At 75.6% G+C, this 19,044-nt stretch carries 14 protein-coding genes and 1 riboswitch; of the genes, 8 read left to right on the top strand and 6 right to left on the bottom strand.

All coding sequences use genetic code 11. The annotated features are described in order from the left end of the window. Positions 1-29: 29 nt before the first annotated feature. The 3 genes from ACIRRS_RS03205 to ACIRRS_RS03195 are packed head-to-tail and all read left to right on the top strand — an operon-like array spanning position 30 to position 8,784. Positions 30-7,214, top strand: a complete 7,185-nt coding sequence (locus ACIRRS_RS03205; protein WP_402964162.1) for an amino acid adenylation domain-containing protein — start codon at positions 30-32, stop codon at positions 7,212-7,214. Continuing rightward, positions 7,211-7,396: an MbtH family protein gene (locus ACIRRS_RS03200; protein WP_402964159.1), complete on the top strand. Its 186-nt coding sequence runs from the start codon at positions 7,211-7,213 to the stop codon at positions 7,394-7,396. The genes ACIRRS_RS03205 and ACIRRS_RS03200 overlap by 4 nt, the downstream gene beginning before the upstream one ends. After that, on the top strand, positions 7,393-8,784 hold the full coding sequence (locus ACIRRS_RS03195; protein ID WP_402964156.1) for a DHA2 family efflux MFS transporter permease subunit: 1,392 nt from the start codon (positions 7,393-7,395) through the stop codon (positions 8,782-8,784). The genes ACIRRS_RS03200 and ACIRRS_RS03195 overlap by 4 nt, the downstream gene beginning before the upstream one ends. Positions 8,785-8,787: 3 nt before the next feature. Here the strand turns inward: ACIRRS_RS03195 and ACIRRS_RS03190 are convergent, their stop codons facing one another. Together ACIRRS_RS03190 and ACIRRS_RS03185 are read right to left on the bottom strand one after the other, a co-directional pair. Next, a complete protein-coding gene (locus ACIRRS_RS03190) occupies positions 8,788-9,405 on the bottom strand; it encodes a hypothetical protein (RefSeq protein ID WP_402964153.1) in 618 nt (205 codons plus the stop codon). After that, entirely contained in the window at positions 9,395-10,276 is an 882-nt protein-coding gene (locus ACIRRS_RS03185) for an NAD-dependent epimerase/dehydratase family protein (protein WP_402964150.1), read from the bottom strand. The genes ACIRRS_RS03190 and ACIRRS_RS03185 overlap by 11 nt, the downstream gene beginning before the upstream one ends. A gap of 86 nt (positions 10,277-10,362) precedes the next feature. Between ACIRRS_RS03185 and ACIRRS_RS03180 the strand changes: the two genes are divergently transcribed. Beyond that, positions 10,363-10,641, top strand: a complete 279-nt coding sequence (locus tag ACIRRS_RS03180; protein ID WP_402964147.1) for a hypothetical protein — start codon at positions 10,363-10,365, stop codon at positions 10,639-10,641. Here ACIRRS_RS03180 and ACIRRS_RS03175 read toward each other — a convergent pair. Next, positions 10,638-11,498 (bottom strand): MBL fold metallo-hydrolase, encoded by an 861-nt coding sequence (locus ACIRRS_RS03175; RefSeq protein WP_402964144.1) that lies wholly within the window; start codon positions 11,496-11,498, stop codon positions 10,638-10,640. The genes ACIRRS_RS03180 and ACIRRS_RS03175 overlap by 4 nt on opposite strands. 11 nt (positions 11,499-11,509) lie before the next feature. After that, positions 11,510-11,575: riboswitch (guanidine-III (ykkC-III) riboswitch) on the bottom strand. A 268-nt stretch (positions 11,576-11,843) separates the two neighbouring features. Here ACIRRS_RS03175 and ACIRRS_RS03170 point away from each other — a divergent pair. Continuing rightward, positions 11,844-12,221 carry a hypothetical protein gene (locus ACIRRS_RS03170; RefSeq protein ID WP_402964141.1) on the top strand — a complete coding sequence of 126 codons (378 nt, stop codon included), beginning with the start codon at positions 11,844-11,846 and terminating at the stop codon, positions 12,219-12,221. 150 nt (positions 12,222-12,371) lie between these two features. Here the strand turns inward: ACIRRS_RS03170 and ACIRRS_RS03165 are convergent, their stop codons facing one another. Continuing rightward, on the bottom strand, positions 12,372-12,974 hold the full coding sequence (locus ACIRRS_RS03165; RefSeq protein WP_402964138.1) for a hypothetical protein: 603 nt from the start codon (positions 12,972-12,974) through the stop codon (positions 12,372-12,374). A 68-nt stretch (positions 12,975-13,042) separates the two neighbouring features. Between ACIRRS_RS03165 and ACIRRS_RS03160 the strand changes: the two genes are divergently transcribed. Continuing rightward, positions 13,043-13,492 (top strand): hypothetical protein, encoded by a 450-nt coding sequence (locus tag ACIRRS_RS03160; RefSeq protein ID WP_402964135.1) that lies wholly within the window; start codon positions 13,043-13,045, stop codon positions 13,490-13,492. A 16-nt stretch (positions 13,493-13,508) separates the two neighbouring features. Here the strand turns inward: ACIRRS_RS03160 and ACIRRS_RS03155 are convergent, their stop codons facing one another. Both ACIRRS_RS03155 and fhuB read right to left on the bottom strand, forming a co-directional pair. After that, positions 13,509-14,600 (bottom strand): alpha/beta hydrolase-fold protein, encoded by a 1,092-nt coding sequence (locus tag ACIRRS_RS03155; protein ID WP_402964132.1) that lies wholly within the window; start codon positions 14,598-14,600, stop codon positions 13,509-13,511. Positions 14,601-14,622: 22 nt separating this feature from the next. Continuing rightward, complete coding sequence (fhuB, locus tag ACIRRS_RS03150) at positions 14,623-16,803, bottom strand: Fe(3+)-hydroxamate ABC transporter permease FhuB (RefSeq protein ID WP_402964129.1); 2,181 nt, start codon at positions 16,801-16,803, stop codon at positions 14,623-14,625. 117 nt (positions 16,804-16,920) lie between these two features. Here fhuB and ACIRRS_RS03145 point away from each other — a divergent pair, with 117 nt between their 5' ends. Together ACIRRS_RS03145 and ACIRRS_RS03140 are read left to right on the top strand one after the other, a co-directional pair. Beyond that, positions 16,921-17,937 (top strand): ABC transporter substrate-binding protein, encoded by a 1,017-nt coding sequence (locus ACIRRS_RS03145; protein WP_402964127.1) that lies wholly within the window; start codon positions 16,921-16,923, stop codon positions 17,935-17,937. 43 nt (positions 17,938-17,980) lie between these two features. Beyond that, a complete protein-coding gene (locus ACIRRS_RS03140) occupies positions 17,981-18,763 on the top strand; it encodes an ABC transporter ATP-binding protein (protein WP_402964124.1) in 783 nt (260 codons plus the stop codon). The last annotated feature ends 281 nt before the right edge of the window (positions 18,764-19,044 follow it).

Here is a 19,044-nt window from a genome sequence, read left to right as displayed (position 1 = left end):
CTCGACCCCCTTGAGGAGCACCCCGAACCATGCCCGCCGTCGACACCCAGGCCGCCGACGTCCCGCTGCTGCCCGCCCAGGCCGCCATCTGGTACGCCCAGGCCCTCGACCCCGCCAGCCCGGTCTACAACACCGGTGACGCCGTCGAGATCACCGGCCCGCTCGACGAGGAACGGTTCGAACGCGCCCTGCGCCGGGCCGTCGACGAGGCCGAGGCCCTCGGCGCCGTCGTCGTCACCGGCCCCGACGGCACCCCCCGCCAGCGCCCCCGCCCCGGCCGCCCCTGGCCCCTGCACCACCTCGACCTGCGCACCGCCGCCGACCCGGACGCCGAGGCCGAGCAGTGGATGCGCGCCGACCTCGCCCGCCCCGCCGACCTCACCGAGGGCCCGCTCTTCACCCACGCCCTCATCCGCCTCGCCGAGGACCGCACCCTCTGGTACCGGCGCATCCACCACCTCGCCGTCGACGCCTACGCCCTCAACCTCCTCGGCGAACGCGTCGCCGCCCTCTACACCGCGCACGCCACCGGCGCCGAGCCCGCGCCCACCCCCTTCGCGCCCCTCGCCGAGACCGCCGCCGAGGAGGCCGCCTACCGCACCGGCGAGGAGTACCAGGCCGACCGCGCCCACTGGGCCGCCCGCACGGAAGGCGCCGACGAGCCCGCCACCCTCCCCGGCACGCCCTCCGAGGCCGCCGACGCCGCCACCCCGCTGCGCCTGGGCGCCGACCTGCCCGCCGGCACCCGCGAACGCCTCCAGCGCGCCGCCGACGCCGCCCGCGCCACCTGGGCCGAACTCCTCCTCGCCGCCACCGCCGGCTACCTCCACCGCCTCACCGGCACCGCGACCCCCGTCCTCGGCCTGCCGCTCGCCAACCGCCGGGGCCCCGCCGCCCTGCGCACCCCCGTCGCCCTCGCCAACGTCCTGCCGCTGCACCTGAGCGTGCGCCCCTCCGACACCGCCCAGGCCCTCCTGCGCCACGTCGTCCGGGAGCTGCGCGCCGCCCGCCGCCACCAGCGCTACCCGCTGGAGGACCTGCGCCGCGACCTCGGCCTCACCGGCGAACGCCGTGCCCTGTTCGGCCCGATGGTCAACATCAAGGCCTTCGAGGCCGACCTTGACCTCGCCGGCCTGCCCGGCACCGCCCGCAACCTCGCCGCCGGCCCCGTCGACGACCTCGCCCTCAACGTCTCGCCCGGCCCGGACGGCGCCCTGCGCCTCACCCTCGACGCCGACCCCGCCCGCCACGGCGCCGACTCCCTCGCCGCCCACCGCGACGGCCTCCTTCGCTACCTCGACGCCCTCGCCGAGCTGCTGCTCACCGCCCCCGACACCCCCATCGGCCGGATCGACCTGCTCGACGCCGACGCCCTGCGCCGCGCCGTCGCGGGCCGCGAGGAGCCGCCCGTCGAGCGCACCCTGCCCGAGCTGTTCGCCGAGCAGGCCGCCCGCACCCCACGGGCCGTCGCCGTGCGCAGCGGCGCCGACGCCCTCACCTTCGCCGAACTCGACGCTGCCGCCGACGCGTTGGCCGCCCTCCTCGCCGAGCGCGGCGTTCGCGCCGGAGCACCCGTCGCCGTCGCCCTGCCGCGCGGCACCGGCACCGTCACGGCGATGCTCGCCGTCCTCAAGTCCGGCGGCGCCCTGGTCAACCTCGACCTCACCCACCCGCCCCAGCGCCTGGCCGCCGTCCTCGACGACGCCCGCCCCGCCTGCGTCATCGGCACCGACGAGACCCTCGCCGCCCTCGCCCTGCCCGAGGGCGCCGCCACCGTACGGCCGCAGGACGCGCAGGACGCGCAGGACGCGCACGGACGCACCGCCACGAGGCCACCCGCGCCCCGCCCCGGCGACGCCGCGTACATCCTGCACACCTCCGGCTCCACCGGCCGCCCCAAGGGCGTCGTCGTCACCCACGCCTCCCTCGCCAACCTGCACGCCGGCCACGGCGAGGACCACATCGCCCCCGCCCTCGCCCGCACCGGCCGCGACCGGCTGCGCGTCGCCCACAGCGCCTCCTTCGCCTTCGACGCCTCCTGGGACCCGGTGCTGTGGATGGTCCACGGCCACGAACTGCACCTGCTCGACGACGCCACCTACCGCGACCCGGCCGCCCTCCTCGACCACCTGCGCCGCGCACGCGTCGACTACCTCGACCTCACCCCCTCCTACCTCGAAGTCCTCCTCGCCGAAGGCCTGTTGGACGAGGGCCCGGCGGGGGAGAAGCACCACCGCCCCGCCGTCGTCGCCGTCGGCGGCGAGGCCACCCCGCCCGCCCTGTGGCGCCGCCTGACCGCCGCCCCCGGCCTGCACCCCATCGACCTGTACGGCCCCACCGAGACCACCGTCGACGCCTACGCCTGGACCCCGGGCCCCGACGGCGCCCCGCACGGACGCGTCGTGCGCGGCTCCCGCGCCTACGTCCTCGACGCCTCCCTGCGCCCCGCCCCCGAGGGCGCCACCGGCGAACTGTACGTCGCCGGCGCCTGCCTGGCCCTCGGCTACCTCGGCCGCCCCGACCTCACCGCCGAACGCTTCCTCGCCGACCCCTACGGCCCGCCCGGCAGCCGGATGTACCGCACCGGCGACCTCGCCCGCCGCCGCGCCGACAACACCCTCGAGTTCCTCGGCCGCGCCGACGACCAGGTCAAGATCCGCGGCTTCCGCGTCGAACCCGCCGAGGTCACCGCCGCCCTCGCCCAACTGCCCGGCGTGGCCCAGGCCGTGGTCATCGCCCGCCCCGGCCCGCACGGCAAGCGGCTGCTCGGCTACGCCGTCCCCGCCCCCGGCGCCGCCCTCGACGCCGAGGCCCTGCGCGCCACCCTCGCCGAGCGGCTGCCCGCCCACCTGGTGCCCGCCGCCGTGACGCTGCTCGACGAACTCCCGCGCACCGCCCACGACAAGCTCGACCACCGCGCCCTGCCCGAGCCCGCCGCAGCCGCCCTCAGCGGCGAGGCCGCCGCCACCGAGCAGGAGCAGACCATCTGCGCCCTGTACGCCGAACTCCTCGGCCTGCCCGAACTCCCCGGCCGCGACGCCTCGTTCTTCGACCTCGGCGGCCACTCCCTGCTCGCCGGACGCCTCGCCGCCCGGCTGCGCGAGGCCCTCGGCACCCCCGCCGGATTCGCCGACGTCTTCCGCCACCCCACCCCGGCCGCCCTCGCCGCCCACCTCGGCTCCGCCGCCGCGGCCTCCGACACCCGCCCCGCCCTGGTGCCCGTGCCCCGCACCGACCGGATGCCGCTGTCACCCGCCCAGCGAGGCCTCTGGTTCCTGCACCGCCTCGAAGGCCCCAGCCCCACCTACAACATCCCCCTCGCCCTCACCCTCACCGGCCCGCTCGACCGCCGCGCCCTCACCCTCGCCCTCGGCGACCTCGTCGAGCGGCACGAGATCCTGCGCACCGTCTACGGCGAACAGTCCGACGGCACCCCCTGGCAGCGCATCCTGCCCGCATCACCCACCGAACTGCACGACGGCACGGGCGAGTTGGCCGAAGCCGTCCGCCACGCCTTCGACCTGACGGCCGAACCGCCCCTGCGTGCCACCCTGTTCACCCACGGGCCCGAGCGCCACACCCTGCTCCTGCTGCTCCACCACATCGCCAGCGACGGCGCCTCCACCACGCCTCTGAGCCGGGACCTCGCCGCCGCCTACACCGCCCGCCTCGACGGCCACGCCCCCGAACTGCCGCCGCTGGACGTCCAGTTCGCCGACCATGCCGCCCGCCAGCACCGGCTGCTCGGCACCACCGATGAGCCCACCGCGCTCGCCGCCCGCCAGGGCGCGTACTGGCGCGAGACCCTCGCCGGGCTGCCCGACCAGCTCGAACTGCCCACCGACCGCCCCCGCCCCGCCGTCGCCGCCCACCACGGCGCCACCGTGCCCTTCACCCTCGGCGCCGCCGCCCACACGGCCCTCGCCGACCTCGCCCGCGCCGGCGGCACCACCGTGTTCACCGCCGTCCAGGCCGGCCTCGCCGCCCTGCTCACCCGCCACGGCTGCGGCACCGACATCCCCGTCGGCACCCCCGTTGCCGGACGCGAGGACGAGCAGAGCGCCGCCCTCGTCGGCTACTTCGTCAACTCCGTCGTCCTGCGCACCGACACCGGCGGCGACCCCGCCTTCCGCGAACTCCTCGCCCGGGCCCGCACCGCCGTCCTCGCCGCCCACGACCACGCCGACCTGCCCTTCGACCGCCTCGTCGAAGAGCTCAACCCGCCCCGCTCGCTCGCCCGCCACCCCCTCTTCCAGGTCATGCTCGCCTGGCAGAGCCGCCCCGACGAGCCCCTCGACCTCGGCGGCGGCCTCACCGCCGACCTCACCGCGATCCCCAGCGGCACCGCCAAGTTCGACCTCACCCTCAACGCCGGCGAACTGCCCGGCGGCGGCATCGGCGGCTTCCTCGAGTACCGCACCGACCTCTTCGACGCCGAGACCGCCACCGCCCTCTCCGAGCGCCTCGCCCGGCTGCTCACCGCCGCCGCCGAGGCCCCCGACACCGCCATCGGCCGCCTCCCGCTCATCGACGAGGCCGAACGCCACCGCGCCCTCGTCACGTTCAACAGCAGCAGCGCCAACGGCGCCCCCGTGCACACCCAGCCCGGAGCCACCCTCCCCGACCTCTTCGGGGCCGCCGCTGCCGCCCACCCGGCCTCCGTCGCCGTCAGCTGCGGCGACGAGCACCTCACCTACGCCGAACTCACGCTTCAGGCCGACCGGTTGGCCCGGCAGCTCGCCCGCCGGGGCATCGGCCCGGGCACCATCGTCGCCCTCGCCCTGCCCCGCTCCGTCCGCCTCGTCGTCGCCCTCCTCGCCGTCGCCAAGTCCGGCGCCGCCTACCTGCCGCTCGACCCCGACTACCCGGCCGACCGCCTCGCCTACATGCTCGCCGACGCCGCCCCCGCCGCCCTGATCACCGACGGCGACACCGCCCCCCGCCTGCCCGGCCACGACGGGCTCCCCGTCCTCCTCGTCGACGCCCCGGAGGACGGCCCCATCGAGGGCCCCGCCGAGCCGTTCACCCCCCAGGAGCGCACCCGCGACCTGCGGCCCGAGGACACCGCCTACGTCATCTACACCTCCGGCTCCACCGGCCGCCCCAAGGGCGTCCCCGTCACCCACCACAACGTCGTCCGGCTGTTCACCGCCACCGACCACTGGTTCCACTTCGGCGCCGAGGACGTCTGGACCCTCTTCCACTCCTACGCCTTCGACTTCTCCGTCTGGGAACTCTGGGGCGCCCTCCTCCACGGCGGCCGCCTCGTCGTCGTCCCCCACCTGATCAGCCGCGACCCGGCCGCCTTCCTCGACCTGCTCGCCCGCGAACGCGTCACCGTCCTCAACCAGACCCCGTCCGCCTTCTACCAGCTCGCCGCCGCCGACCGCGAGCACCCCGGCGCCGAACTCGCCCTGCGCTACGTCGTGTTCGGCGGCGAGGCCCTCGAACTCGCCCGCCTCGACGACTGGTACGCGCGCCACGACGAGCACGCCCCCGTCCTCGTCAACATGTACGGCATCACCGAGACCACCGTGCACGTCTCCCACCTCGCCCTCGACCGGGCGAGCACCGCCACCACCGGCAGCAGCACCATCGGCGTCAACATCCCCGACCTGCGCGTCTACGTCCTCGACGAGCACCTCCAGCCCCTCCCGCCCGGCGTCACCGGCGAGATGTACGTCGCCGGCGCGGGCCTCGCCCGCGGCTACCTCGGCCGCCCCGACCTCACCGCCACCCGCTTCGTCGCCGACCCGTACGCCCACCTCTTCGGCGAGACCGGCACCCGGATGTACCGCTCCGGCGACCTCGCCCGGCGCCGCCGCGACGGCGTCCTCGAGTACTTCGGCCGGGCCGACCAGCAGGTCAAACTGCGCGGCTTCCGCATCGAACTCGGCGAGATCGAGGCCGTCCTGGCCGCCCACCCCGCCGTCGCCGACGCCGCCGTCATCGTCCGCGAGGACACCCCGGGGGACAGGCGCCTCGTCGGCTACGCCGTCTCCCACGCGGAGCCGGACGAGCTGCGCGCCCACGCCGCCGCCGAACTGCCCTCCCACATGGTGCCCTCCGCCGTCGTCCCGCTGGAGCGCCTGCCGCTCACCGCCAACGGCAAGCTCGACCGCCGCGCCCTGCCCGCCCCCGCCGCGCCCGCACCCACCGGAGGCGGACGGCCCCCGCGCAGCCCCCGCGAACAGCAGCTGTGCGAACTGTTCGCCGAAGTCCTCGGCGCCCAAACCGTGGGCGTGGACGACGACTTCTTCGCCCTCGGCGGTCACTCCCTGCTCGCCGTCCGCCTCGCCGGGCGCATCCGCGAGGTCCTCGGCCTCGAGATCGGCATCGGCACCCTCTTCCAGGCCCCCACCCCCGCCGGGCTGGAGAGCAGCCTGTCCGGCGCCGCCGACGCCGTGGACGCCCTGGACGTGCTGCTGCCCCTGCGCCCCGCCGCCCCCGGCCGGCAGCGCCCCCTGTTCGCCGTCCACCCGGCCGGCGGCCTCAGCTGGTGCTACACCGGCCTGATCCGCCACCTCGACCCCGACGTGCCGATCTACGGCCTCCAGGCCCAGGGCGTCGGCGCGGCCACCGCCCGACTCCCGCTGCCCGCCACGCTGGAGGAGCTCGCCGCGCACTACGCCGACCGGCTGCGCGAAGTCCAGCCCGAAGGCCCGTACCGGCTGCTCGGCTGGTCCACCGGTGGCATCATCGCCCACGCGCTCGCCGTCCGGCTCCAGGACCTCGGCCAGGAGGTCGAGCTCCTCGCCATCCTCGACGCCTACCCCGCCGAGGGCTTCCGCGACCTGCCCGTCCCCGACCAGGCCGAGGCCCTGGAGGCACTGCTCACCATGGGCGGCTTCGGCCCCGAGGACCTCGACGGCCAGGCCCTCGAACTCCCCGCCGTCAGCGCCCTGCTGCGCGGCGCCGGCAGCCCGCTGGCCGGGCTCGACGAGGCCACCGTCGACGCCCTCAACCGCATCTACCTGCACACCAACCACCTCGTGCGCGGCCACGACCACCGGCCCTTCGACGGCGACGTGCGGTTCTTCCGCGCCACCGTCGACACCATCGACGACACCCTGGTGCCCGAGCTCTGGGCGCCCTACGTCACCGGGCGGATCGACAACACCGACGTCGCCTGCTCGCACAAGGACATGACCCTGCCCGAACCGATCGCGCACATCGCCCGCGTGATCGCCGACCGCCTGGAGAGCACCCGATGAGCGACGCCCCCACCAACCCCTTCGACGCGGACGGCGACTTCCTCGCCCTCGTCAACTCCCAGGGCCAGCACTCCCTCTGGCCCGCCTTCGCCGCCGTCCCCGCCGGCTGGACCGTCGCCCACGGCCCCGGCGCCCGCGCCGACGCCCTCGCCTGGATCACCGCCCACTGGACCGACCTGTGAGCGCACCCGCCCCGGCCGCGACGCGCCCCCTGCTCGCGGGGCGCGCCGCGGTGGTCGTCGTCTACACCGCCGCGATGTGCATGAACGGCCTGGACTCGACCATCGTCAACCCGGCCCTGTACAGCATCGCCGAGGACTTCGGCCGCCCCCTGTCCGCCGCCAACGCCGTCGAGACCGCCTTCCTCGTCGGCCTCGCCCTCGGCCTGCCCGTGGCCGGCTGGCTCGGCGACCGGTACGGCGTCAAGCGGGTCTTCCTCGCCGCGCTCGCCGCCTTCACCGCCGCCTCCGCCCTGAGCGCGGCCGCCCCCGACCTCGGCTGGCTCGCCGCCGCCCGCGCCCTCCAGGGCGTCGCCGGGGGCCTGCTCACCCCCGTCGGCATGACGCTGCTGTTCCGGGCCTTCGCCCCGCACGAGCGCGCCGGCCTCGGCCGCGTCCTCATCGTGCCGACCGCCCTGATGCCCGCCCTCGGGCCGCCGCTGGGCGGGTTCCTCACCGAACACCTCAGCTGGCACTGGCTGTTCCTGGTCAACGTCCCGATCGGCGTGGCGGCGGTGGCCCTCGGCGCCGTCGGGCTGCGGGCCGAGGAGGAGCCGCCTGCCGGCCGCTTCGACACCACCGGCTTCCTGCTCGCCACCCCCGGACTCGGCCTGCTCGTCTACGCCCTGGGCTTCGGCCCGGCGCACGGCTGGACCTCGCCCGGCGTCGCCCTCTCCGGGCCGCTCGGCCTCGCCCTGCTGGCCCTCGCCGTGCGGCACCAACTGCGCACCGCCGAACCGCTGGTGGAGCTGCGGCTGCTCGCCGACCGCACCTTCGGCGCCGCCACCTGGCTGGCCCTGCTCACCTCCGCCGGGCTGATGGGCGCGCTGTTCCTCGTCCCGCTGCTGCACCAGGCCGCGTTCGGTGCCTCCGCGCTGGAGGCCGGGCTGAGCGTCTTCCCCGAGGCGATCGGCCTGATGGCGGCCTCCCAGGCCGTCGACCGGCTGCTGCCCCGGCTCGGCCCGCGCCGCCTCGCCCTGCCCGCGCTGCTGCTGGCGGCCGCGGTGCTCGCCGGGCTCGGCTTCGCCGAGAACCCGTGGGCCGTACGGGGGTTGATGTTCGCGGTGGGCCTGGTCCTGGGCACCGCCGTGCTCACCGTCCAGATCGCCGGGTTCGCGGACGTGCCGCCGCCGGGGATGAGCCGGGCGATGGGCCTGTTCACCATCGTGCGCACCCTTGGCGGCGCCCTCGGCATCGCCGCCGCGGCCGCGCTGATCGGGGCGTTCGGCGACGGCGCGGGCGCGGGGCCGTACCGGATCGCCCTGGGGCTCACGGCCGCGCTGGTCGCGGCAGGCGCCCTGCTCGCCGTACGGATGCCGGTCGAGGCGCCCGGGCCGCCGCCCGGGGACTGACGGTCAGGCGGTGGTCGTCCGCTCCGGGTCCGGCACCGGTTCCTGCTTCGGCACTGGCTCCTGCTTCGGCACCGGTTCCTGCTTCGGCTCCGCGGACCGGCGGTGCTCCTGGACGGACGACCACCACACCGAGCCCAGCAGCAGCGCCCCCGGCCCGATCCCGGCCACCGAGGCCACCGCCGCCTCCGGCGCCCCGCCGAAGGCCAGCACCAGTCCGGCCGCCCCGCAGGCCGCCACCGCCGCGCCGAGCACGCGCAGCTCGGCCCGGCGCCACGCGGCCGCGAGGGCGAAGAAGTGCACGCCCACGACGAAGGCGATCCACGGGACGGTGGCCAGTGGGGTGTGCAGCAGGTTCTTGACCACCGCCAGCCCGGCCGCCACCGCGGCCACCTCGGCGGCGACGATCACCGCGTACCGGCGCCCGAAGACGGTCCCGCGCTCCTCGTGTCGCTCCGCGCGCCCGCCCCAGCGGCGGCCGACCCCGACCAGCGCGAGGAACGCGGCCACGGACACCACCCGCAGCGGCACGCCCACCGCCTCGGGCAGGGCGCCCGCGTTGGCCTGGACGAACACGAGCCCGAACCCCGCGCCGATGATCCGGCCGGTCTGATCATGTGCCATGGGCGCCAGCCTGGCACTCGGAATGATCACCCGACAAGCCCAGCAGTTCGGGTGCGCCGTAGCGCGGCCGGTAGCCCATCACGTCGGCCGCCCGCCCAGACACGTACACCCGGTCCACGGCTGCCGGCAGCTCCCAGCCGCGCCGCCCGAACCCGGCCGCCACCTCCGGCAGCCGCTCCGCCACCAGTGCGGCGGGCTCCCGCCACAGCCGCTCCCCGTCCGCCTCCCGCCACGGGTACGGGCCGGCGATGTTCAGCACCCCCGAGGCGCCGATGGTCCTCACGGCCAGCTCGTGCGCCCGCGCCACGTCCGCGAGGTCCACGCCCCGGTACAGCCGGTGCCGGGCGAGGACGGCCGGCGGCTCCGGGAAGCACCGCGCGATACGCAGGCACACCGTCCCCATCCGCCCCGCCGCGTCCAGGACCAGTCGCTCGGCGGCGAGCTTCGTCTCGTCGTACACGTCACGCGGGCGGCAGGGCGTCTCCTCCGTCACCCAGACCGCCGACCCGTCGGCCGGCACCAGCGAGTGCCCGTAGACCGAGGCCGAGGAGGTGAGGACGAACCGCTGCACCCCGGCCTCCTCCGCCGCCTTCAGCAGCGTGCGGGTGGCCTCGACGTTCACCTCCCAGAACTCCCCGTCCGGCACCGCCCCCACGTGCGGCGCGTGCAGCGCCGCCGCGTGCACCACGGCGACGGCGCCGGTGAGTTTTCGCCGCCACGCCTCCTCCTCCCGCAGATCCGCCACCACCCGGACCTCCGGCCCCGGCACCCGGTCGACCCCCACCACCCCCCACCCGGCCACCCGCAACCGCCGCACCACCGCGCCCCCGACCAGCCCGGCCGCCCCCGTCACCAGCACATGCCCCACCATGAAGACCCCTCCCCACCGGCACCAACGATCCGCCGAGCCTACGGCGCCCCGCGCTGTACCGTGAGGGGAGCGGCAGAGGAGACCCGATGAACCCCGAGCATTACCGCCTCCTGACAAGGGCCCGGCTCGCCCTCCCGCCCGGCTGGAAGCCCGAACTGTCCGGCGACCTGATCCTCGCCCAGGCGCCCCCGCCGCCGATCCACGAACGGAACCTGTCGATCGTGCGGCGCCAGTTCGAGGCCCACTGCCCGCCCGGCCACTTCCCGACCGGCAACCTCGCCCTCGCCTCGCCCGGGGCGGGCGCCGTCCGCGTGCCCGACCTCACCTACCTGCCGGAGACCGTCATCGCGCCCGCCGCCGGCTAGGAGTTGGGGCAGAGGATGAGGTCGTCCAGGGCGAACCTCCGCGGCTCGTCGCCGAGTTCGGCGATCGCCGCCCGGATGCGGTGCAGGTGCTCCACGGTGAGCTGGAGCGGTGGCTCCTCGGGCTGGTAGGTGGTGCGGATCGGGTAGTCGACGCCCGGGTCGCGGGTCATCTCGATGTGGCAGCCCAGGACATGGGTCACCGGCCGGGCCTGCGCGAAGGCGATCAGCCGCTCGATCGTGCGGCCGAAGGCGGGCCAGTCGTCGATGTACAGCCGGCCCGGGTAGACGGTGTCGCCGGTGAACAGCAGGCCCGTCCACGGGTCGTAGTAGGTGACGGCCGCCTCGTGGTGCCCCGGGGTGGCCAGGCACTCCAGCACCCGGCCGCCGCCGAGGTCGACCCGGGCCACCGCATCCGGGTCCTCGTCGAACCCGAAGTAGGGCCAGGCACTGGTCCGTTGGGCGTCCACCACGGTCGTCGCGGGCCGCCCGGCGAACTGCCGGTCGCCGGCGACGTGGTCCCCGTGCGGGTGGGTGTGCAGCACCACCAGGCCGTAGACCCGGTTCCTGGACGCGGGGTTGCGCACGAGCCACCGCTTCACCAGCGCGTCGACCGTCTCCCGCAGCGGGAAGTACGCGGGCTCGGCCGTCGCCCCGGTGTCGATCAGCAGGGCCCGATCCGGGCCGAACAGCAGGTACAGGAACGGCGCTTCGTAGTTGACGGCCTTGTTCTGCCGAAGGATGACCGTGTTCTCGTCATAGTGGTGGATCTGGATGTCGGGGTCGCCGTTGTGCTTCGCGGACGGAGACCCGTGGATCCACCGGACATCGAGCGGACGGGCGATCGGTGCATCGGCCATGACGTCTCCCAGGTGCGTCGTCTTGGCAAGCCGGGTACGGCGCACATCTCGTCCGGGGCGAACACCAGTGCGCCGCCACGGGGACGCTAGCACGCGGATCACACCCGCGACGAAGGTGGGCGCGTCGACCCGCCCGCGGAGGCGACCGCGGGTGGGGAGGCGTTCCGCGAGGTCAGGGGCGGTCGTAGCGCCGGGCGATCACGCGCAACCGCCGCGCCGGCGCCCCACACGGGATATGGCCGGGAGTGTCCCTACGGCGCCCCTCGCCCCGTGGCTAGGCTCATCGGTGCCAGCGGGGGGAAGGCAGCAGGGCCACCCCCGCATGCCTGATACGGGAGACTTCCCATGCGTATCGTCACCAAGCGCACCGTCCAGGGCCTCGCGGCCGCAGCCATCGCCCTCGGCGGCCTCGCCGCCACCACCGGCACCGCCAGTGCCGCCAGCGACACCTACTGCCGGTTCGGCACCTGTCTCAACGGCTGGAACTACAACGGGACCGCCACCGGCCAGATCTGCAACAACCAGGGTTCCGCGAACGACTTCTACCTGTGGATCACGAACGCCCGCACCGGTCAGACCCTCATCTCCACGGTCACCCCGAGGATCAACCCCGGGACGTGCGCGACCGTCTACTACAACCCCGTCGGCACCGACCCCATCCAGGTCTACGGCCGCTCCGGCAGCAACTGGAGCTACGGCACCGACCCGATCGCCGCGAACTGACGCACCAGCAGCCTTCGCTGATTCCTCGATGACCCTGCCCTGACCGGCTTCAGCACTCCTGCGCCCCGCCACACCGGACCACCGCGCCCGTGGCGGGGCGCAGCCACGTCGACGCCGGGCCCGTACGCGGCGGGCGGGGGCAGGCGGGTTTCAGGAGTCGAACCAGACGGTGAGCCGTACGTTCCCCTCGCCGTGCAGCCCCGCGAGCGTGCGCATCACCGTGAACACCGGCGCCCACGCCCCGTCCGGCCGTACGGCCTCGCGGCGGGTCATCCGCTCGATGCGGTGCAGCAGTTCGCCCTCCTCCCATTCCCTGCCCTCCGTCCACTCCTCGCCGTCGGGCCGCCAGGCGCGCTCCCGCAGCAGGGCTTTACCGGTGCGTACCCACGTGGCGTCCGCTCCCCGTCGGTAGATGGTCACGCGCCGGTCCGCGCGCTCGGCCGGCTCGTCCCAGTCGACGGCCGCGATCTCCTCCCAGCCGATCCAGGTCACACTGTCGAGCGACTCGTAGGACCGCCACCGTTCGATGTCGGCCCGGACTTCGGCCGAAGCGCCCTCCGGGAGCCCCCGGTCGGGGGCGAGGGGGCGGAAGCCCGCGTGGTTGCGGACGCCGAAGAGGCAGTCGAAGGCGTCGTAGTTCCGCTCGTCGTGGAGCGCTTCGAGGTCGATCGCGACCTGCCACGAGGCGGGTTCGTTCCACGCGTGGCCGTGGGTCCTGCGGTACTCGACGGCGCCGTGGATGTCCGTTCCCATGCCCGGATCGTCGCAGCACCGCCCGCCCGCGAGCGAGCGGATATCCGCCCCCGGGTACGGTGGCGCCCATGGAGCAGGACCGGCATCCCGACGAGCACGTGCGGTTCGCCCGCTACCGCGCGGCGTTCGCGCGGGTGGCGCCGGACGGCGCGGCGGCGCTGATCGGCCGCGTGCTGGCGGACCCGGACGCGCAGATGGCGAACAGCGCCGTGTGCGAGTACCTCGACCGCCGGGGCGCGGAACTGCTGACCGACCCCGGTTTCCCCGCCTGGCAGGCGCAGATGGCGGGCCCCGTGGCGGCCGACTCCTTCGCCGGACGGCGCCTGCACGAGTGGTCGCTGATCCGGTCCGTCGAACTCGGCGAGGGGGCGGGGGAGTTGACCGAGGCCTCCACCTGGTGCCAGCTGCGCGTCGCCGAGCACTCCCACGCCCCGGCCGCCCTGGCACAACTCGCCGACGACGGCCGGACGCGCCGCGTGCGCCACATCGCCCGCGACCGCCTGCGCAGGGCCGGTTAGGGCCTGTCCAGCGGCCCTAGCCCAGCGGCCCCAGCAGGTGCGCCAGCCCGTCGGCGAGGCCGCCGCGCCAGCAGGCGTAGTCGTGGCCGCCGTTGAACTCGCGGTACGCGAGGTCGTAGCCCCGGGCGGTGAGCACGTCGCGCAGGTGGCGGTTCTGGGGGAGCAGCATCCATTCCTGGAGGCCGACCTCCACGTAGAACCGGGCCTCGCGCCGTTCGGAGCCCGCGAACTGCCGGGTGAGCCATTCGCTGCCGCTGTCGAACTCCGTGCCGTCCGGCCACCAGAAGGAGCCGGACTGGCTGAGCGCGTTGCCGAAGCGGTCCGGGCGGTGGAAGGCGGCGAAGGCGGCGGTGAGGCCGCCCGCGCTCTGGCCCGCGACGACGGTGCGGGAGGGGTCGAGCGGGGCGCCGAACTCCCGCTGCGCCCAGGGGAGGAGGCGGTCGGCGAGGAGGTCGACGAAGGCGGGGTTGCAGCTGAGGTCCTCGGGCCGTCCGGGGCCCATGGTGTGGACGAGCAGGGCGGCGGTGCGCGGGATCGCCCCGTCGGCCGTGAGGTTGTCGAGGGTGTCGCCGACGGACAGCACCTCGCCCCACATCTCCCCGTCCAGCAGCACGGCGACGGCGCCCAACGGCCCGTCCCCGCCCGGGAGGTGGACGTCCACCCGCCGTCCGGCGACCTCGTACGGGGCGGTGCGGCCCCGGGTGGCGCCCTCGCGCCGCCGGGCGTACGGCTGCGGGGGGGCCTCGGGCAGGCTGAGCACCGAGGACGGGTTGCGCCCGTCGCGGGCCGGGAGTCGGGGCCCGGAGGTGTCGGGCACGGCGTGGTCGAGGACGTGCAGCCACTCGGCCCGGGTGGTGCCGGGGACGGGGCCCCGGAACGGGTGGAGCTGGTACGAGGCGCGGTGGTCGGCGCGCAGGCGGTAGGTGATGGACCAGGAGCCGTCGGCCTGACGGTCCATCAGATGCGGTGTGAGGTCGCCGGAGTGGCGGTCCTTGTCGGTGACGGTGTGCAGCAGTGCGAGGACGCCGTCGCAGTCCCCGGCGTACCCGAAGGTGACGAGCCGGTACGCCGGGTCGTCCGGGGCGGTGGTGATGGAGGGGGTCTTCACGTCGGTTGCTCCTCTGGTGGGTTCAGCTGATGCTGCGGCCGCGCCCGAGCAGCACCCACAGCAGGAAGGGCCCGCCCAGCACGGTGGTGACGATGCCGACGGGGATCTCGACCCCGCCGATGAGCACCCGTCCGAGGGTGTCGGCGAGCACGACGAGCAGCGCGCCGGTGAGCGCGGAGCCGAGGACGGGCACCCGGGCGGGCCCGGCGAGGCGGCCGGCGACCACGGGCGCGGCCAGGGCGACGAAGCCGACGGGCCCGCAGACGCCGACGGCCAGCCCGGCCAGGGCGACGGCGAGCAGCAGGCAGGCGAGCCGCACCCGCGCGGGGTCGACGCCGAGGGAGGAGGCCACGCTGTCGTCGAAGCGCAGCACCGCCAGGCGCCGGGCGGCGACGAGTGCGAGCGGGACGAGGACGGCGAGCCCGAGGAGCACCGGTGTGGCGACCTCGTAGTCCCGGCCGTTGAGGCTGCCGGAGGTCCAGACGTACAGCGAGCCCGCCGAGTTGAGCGAGCGCCGGGCCATCGCGACCTGGATGACGGCGGAGGCGAGCGCGGACATCGCGAGCCCGACGACGAGCACCCGGTAGCCGCGCGCGCCGAGCCCGCCGGAGGCGAGGGAGACGACGAGGACGGCCGCGAGGGCGCCCAGCGGCCCGGCCCACCAGGCGCCGAAGGTGCCGGCCGCGCCGACGGAGATCAGCACGGCGGCCGTCGCTCCGTCGTTGACGCCGAGGAGTTCGGGGGTGGCGAGGCGGTTGCGGGCGAGGGTCTGGGTGAGGCAGCCGGCCAGGCCGAGGGCGGCGCCGGCGGCGAGCCCGGCGACGATCCGGCCGAGCCGGAACTTCTGCACCAGCAGCACGTCGAGGCGGTCGCCGTAGCCGAACACGGCCTGGAAGGTGCGCCCGAGGTCGAGTTCGCTCTGCCCGGCGTGCGCGGAGACGACGACGGCGGCGAGCAGTGCGCCGGCCAGGCCGAGGGAGGCGAGCATCGCGCGGCGGGGGAGCAGTAGCGACCAGGTGCCGCGCCTCAGCAGCACGTCCGGTGCGGGGGAGGGCTGTTCGGGCCTGCGGGCGGGCGGTGAGGCCTCGGCGGCCGGGTCGCTCAGCGCGAGGGCGGCGGAGCGGCGGGAGCGGACGATGGCGATGAGCGTCGGGGCGCCGATCAGCGCGACGATCACGGACACCGGCGCCTCGAACGGCCGGGCCACGACCCGCGCCAGCACGTCCGAGGCGGTGAGCACGGCGGCGCCGAACAGGGCGGCGAGCAGGGTGAGTCGGCCGACGCGGGGCCCGGCGACGGTGCGGGCGAGGAAGCCGGAGAGGAGCCCGAGGAAGGCGACGGGCCCGGCGAGGGCGACGGCGGAGGCGGTCAGCAGGGTGACGGCGAAGGCGACGGCGGCGCGGGTGGCGCCGGGCCGGTGGCCCAGGCCCCGGGCGAGGTCGTCGCCGAGGGCGAGGGCGGTGAGCGGCCGGGTGGTCAGGGCGGCGAGCAGGAAGCCGGCGCCGAGGACGGGGGCGAGCTGGCGCAGCGTCGTCCAGCCCTCGACCCCGGCCAGTGAGCCGAGCACCCAGACGCGGTAACGCTCGTACGCCTCGGGGGAGTTGACGACCAGCACGTCGGTGAGCCCGCGGAAGATCGCGGCGACGGCGGAGCCGCCGAGCACCAGGCGCATCGGGGAGCCGCCGCCGCGGCTGCCCGCGACGAGCATCACCAGGGCGCTGGCGAGGACGGCGCCGCCGAAGGCGAGGGCGAGGTAGCCGTAGGAGCTCTGCACGCCGAGGAGGGCGATGCCGGCGACGACGCCCAGGGAGGCGCCGGCGTTGACGCCGAGCAGGCCGGTCTCGGCGAGCGGGTTGCGGGTGACGGTCTGCAACTGGGCGCCAGCGACGCCGAGTGCGGCGCCGACGAGCAGGGCGGTGACGGTGCGCGGCATGCGCAGGTCGCCGACGACGAGGGCGAGCCGGCCGTCCGCGCGGGCGCCGTCGCGGCCCAGCAGGTAGTCCAGGACGCGGCCGGGGCCGATCTCCCCGGCGCCGACGGACAGGGACAGCGCCGCGAGGGCCAGCAGCAGGACGACCGCGCCGACGGCCAGGGGCCAGCCCGTCCAGGTGCTGCGGCGGGACTTCCCCGGGCCGGGGGTCCGGCTGTCGTCCGGGGGCGGCGGTGCGGACGGTGCGTGGACGCCCGGTTGCGACAATGTCATAAGGTAAGGCTAACCTAATGGTCGAGGCGCCCCGATGGCGCGCCGTCGCCGCGCAGCCCGGGCCCTCCCGACGCCCGGCGCGCCCAACACCCGTACCACCGCTGCCCGGAGGCACCCATGCCGTTCGCCCGTCGCCCGCTCAGCCCCGCCCGCCGCCGCGCGGCCCAGGCGCTGGCCGCCACCGGGGCGGTCGCCCTGCTGCTCACGGGCTGCGGCTCCTCGGGCTCCTCGTCCTCCTCGGGCTCCTCCGCCTCCGGCTCCCCGGCGGCCGACGCGGCCGGCGGCGGCAAGCGGACCGTCAAGGACGCCACCGGCAAGGCCGTCGAGATCCCCGCCGAGCCCAAGCGCGTCGTCACCCTCACCCAGGAGGACCTCGACGCCGTCCTCGCCCTCGGCGTCAAGCCCGTCGGCATCACCAACGGCCAGGGCCTGGCCGAGCCGCCCGCGTACCTCAAGGACAAGGTCCAGGGCATTCCCGTGGTCGGCAACCTGCTCCAGCCCGTCATGGACAAGGTCATCGCCGCCAAGCCCGACCTCATCCTGGCCGGCGACATGCAGGACGAGCAGATGCTCAAGCAGCTGCGCGAGATCACCCCCGCCACCCTCGTCACCATGGCGCCCACCGACGACTGGAAGCTCGCCTTCCGCGGCATCGGCAACTCCGTCAACAAGCTCGACCAGGCCAACAAGGTCATCACCGACTACGAGACCAAGGCCGCCAAGGCCGGCGGCGACCTCGGCAAGAACAAGGGCGCCGCCGTCTCCATCGTCCGCTGGAACCCCACCGGCCCCAGCTGGATGGAGAAGAAGCAGTTCTCCAGCGGTGTCGCCCTCGACATGGGCCTGACCCGCCCGGCCGCGCAGGACAAGGACGGCAACGCCCACAGCCCGGCGCTGAGCCTGGAGAAGCTCAATGAGATCGACGGCGACTGGCTGTTCCTGTCCACCCTCACCGACGACGGCAAGTCGGCGCTCAAGGACGTCCAGTCCAAGCCCGCCTACCAGGAACTGGGCGCCGTGAAGAACAACCACGCCGTCACCGTCGACGGCTCCGTGTGGTCCACCCGCGGCGGCCCGCTCGCGGCGGACGCGGTGATCGCCGACATCACCAAGGCCCTCGGCGCCGCGTCCTGACCCCGCCGCACATCAGCAGACTCGCGAACCCCGGGGGGACGGCATGGAGTTGACGATCGAAGGGCTCACCGCGGGCTACGGCCCCGGCCGCCCGGTGCTCTCCGGGGTGGACCTCGCCGTCCCCGCCGGGAAGGTGGTGGCCGTGGTCGGCCCCAACGGCTGCGGCAAGTCCACCCTGCTGCGGGCCGTCGCCCGGCTGCACCGGCCGGAGGGCGGGCGCGTCCTGGTCGGCGGCGAGGACGTGTGGCGGCTGCGCCCGCGCCAGGCCGCGCACCGCATCGCGCTGCTGCCGCAGAGCCCGCAGGCGCCCGAGGCCGTCACCGTCGAGGGGCTGGTGCGCTACGGCCGGCACCCGCACCAGGGGCTGTTCCGGCAGTGGTCGCCCGAGGACGAGCGGCTCACCGCCGGGGCCCTGCGCGCCACCGGCGTCGAGGAGTTGGCCGGGCGGCGCCTCGACCGGCTCTCCGGCGGCCAGCGCCAGCGCTGTTGGCTGGCCATGGTGCTCGCCCAGGACACGCCCGTCGTCCTGCTCGACGAGCCGACCAGCGCCCTCGACCTCGGGCACGCCGTCGAGGTGCTGGAGCTGGTGCGCCGGGTCGCGGCGGGCGGGCGCACCGTCGTCATGGTGCTGCACGACCTCGCGGCGGCGGCGCGCTACGCGGACCTGGTGGTGGCGCTGCGCGACGGCGCGCTGGTGGCCTGCGGGCCGCCGCGCGAGGTGGTGGACGCGGCGCTGGTGCGGGCGCTGTACGACATCGACAGCCACGTGCTGGCCGCTCCGGGGGACGGGGCGCCGGTGATCGTGCCCCGCGCCCCGGCCGTCTGACGTCTCCTCCCTCCGTGCCCTCAGTGCCCGGTACCCCCGCTTCCCCGGGGGTGCCGGGCACTTCGCGTTCCCCCGCGTCCGCCCGTGCCGCCCATGCACTTGCCGTGTACAGCCCAAGTGCGGCGCGCCGTCGGTTCGTTGGTCTCGTTCACTCGTGCGAGCGGTTTGAACTCCGCAGGTCAAGAACTAGGGGGGACCCGCCCGTCGCGTTGTCAGTGGGCCTCGCTACGTTCCTCGCATCGCCGCTCGCCTTCGGATCGAAGGCGGCGCCGTTCCGAATG

Source organism: Kitasatospora sp. NPDC101183 (assembly GCF_044767945.1).
In the GTDB taxonomy this organism is placed as follows: Bacteria; Actinomycetota; Actinomycetes; order Streptomycetales; family Streptomycetaceae; genus Kitasatospora.
Note: the sequence above shows the minus strand (reverse complement) of the source record. Positions and strands in the feature narration are given on the sequence as shown.

Bases quoted from the DNA above. Each gene is read 5' to 3' on its own strand.
- fhuB (WP_402964129.1), bottom strand. From the start codon at position 16,803: ATGACATTGTCGCAACCGGGCGTCCACGCACCGTCCGCACCGCCGCCC.
- ACIRRS_RS03140 (WP_402964124.1), top strand. From the start codon at position 17,981: ATGGAGTTGACGATCGAAGGGCTCACCGCGGGCTACGGCCCCGGCCGC.
- ACIRRS_RS03165 (WP_402964138.1), bottom strand. From the start codon at position 12,974: ATGGGAACGGACATCCACGGCGCCGTCGAGTACCGCAGGACCCACGGC.
- ACIRRS_RS03180 (WP_402964147.1), top strand. From the start codon at position 10,363: ATGAACCCCGAGCATTACCGCCTCCTGACAAGGGCCCGGCTCGCCCTC.
- ACIRRS_RS03200 (WP_402964159.1), top strand. From the start codon at position 7,211: ATGAGCGACGCCCCCACCAACCCCTTCGACGCGGACGGCGACTTCCTC.
- ACIRRS_RS03205 (WP_402964162.1), top strand. From the start codon at position 30: ATGCCCGCCGTCGACACCCAGGCCGCCGACGTCCCGCTGCTGCCCGCC.
- ACIRRS_RS03190 (WP_402964153.1), bottom strand. From the start codon at position 9,405: ATGGCACATGATCAGACCGGCCGGATCATCGGCGCGGGGTTCGGGCTC.
- ACIRRS_RS03170 (WP_402964141.1), top strand. From the start codon at position 11,844: ATGCGTATCGTCACCAAGCGCACCGTCCAGGGCCTCGCGGCCGCAGCC.
- ACIRRS_RS03160 (WP_402964135.1), top strand. From the start codon at position 13,043: ATGGAGCAGGACCGGCATCCCGACGAGCACGTGCGGTTCGCCCGCTAC.
- ACIRRS_RS03145 (WP_402964127.1), top strand. From the start codon at position 16,921: ATGCCGTTCGCCCGTCGCCCGCTCAGCCCCGCCCGCCGCCGCGCGGCC.
- ACIRRS_RS03175 (WP_402964144.1), bottom strand. From the start codon at position 11,498: ATGGCCGATGCACCGATCGCCCGTCCGCTCGATGTCCGGTGGATCCAC.
- ACIRRS_RS03185 (WP_402964150.1), bottom strand. From the start codon at position 10,276: ATGGTGGGGCATGTGCTGGTGACGGGGGCGGCCGGGCTGGTCGGGGGC.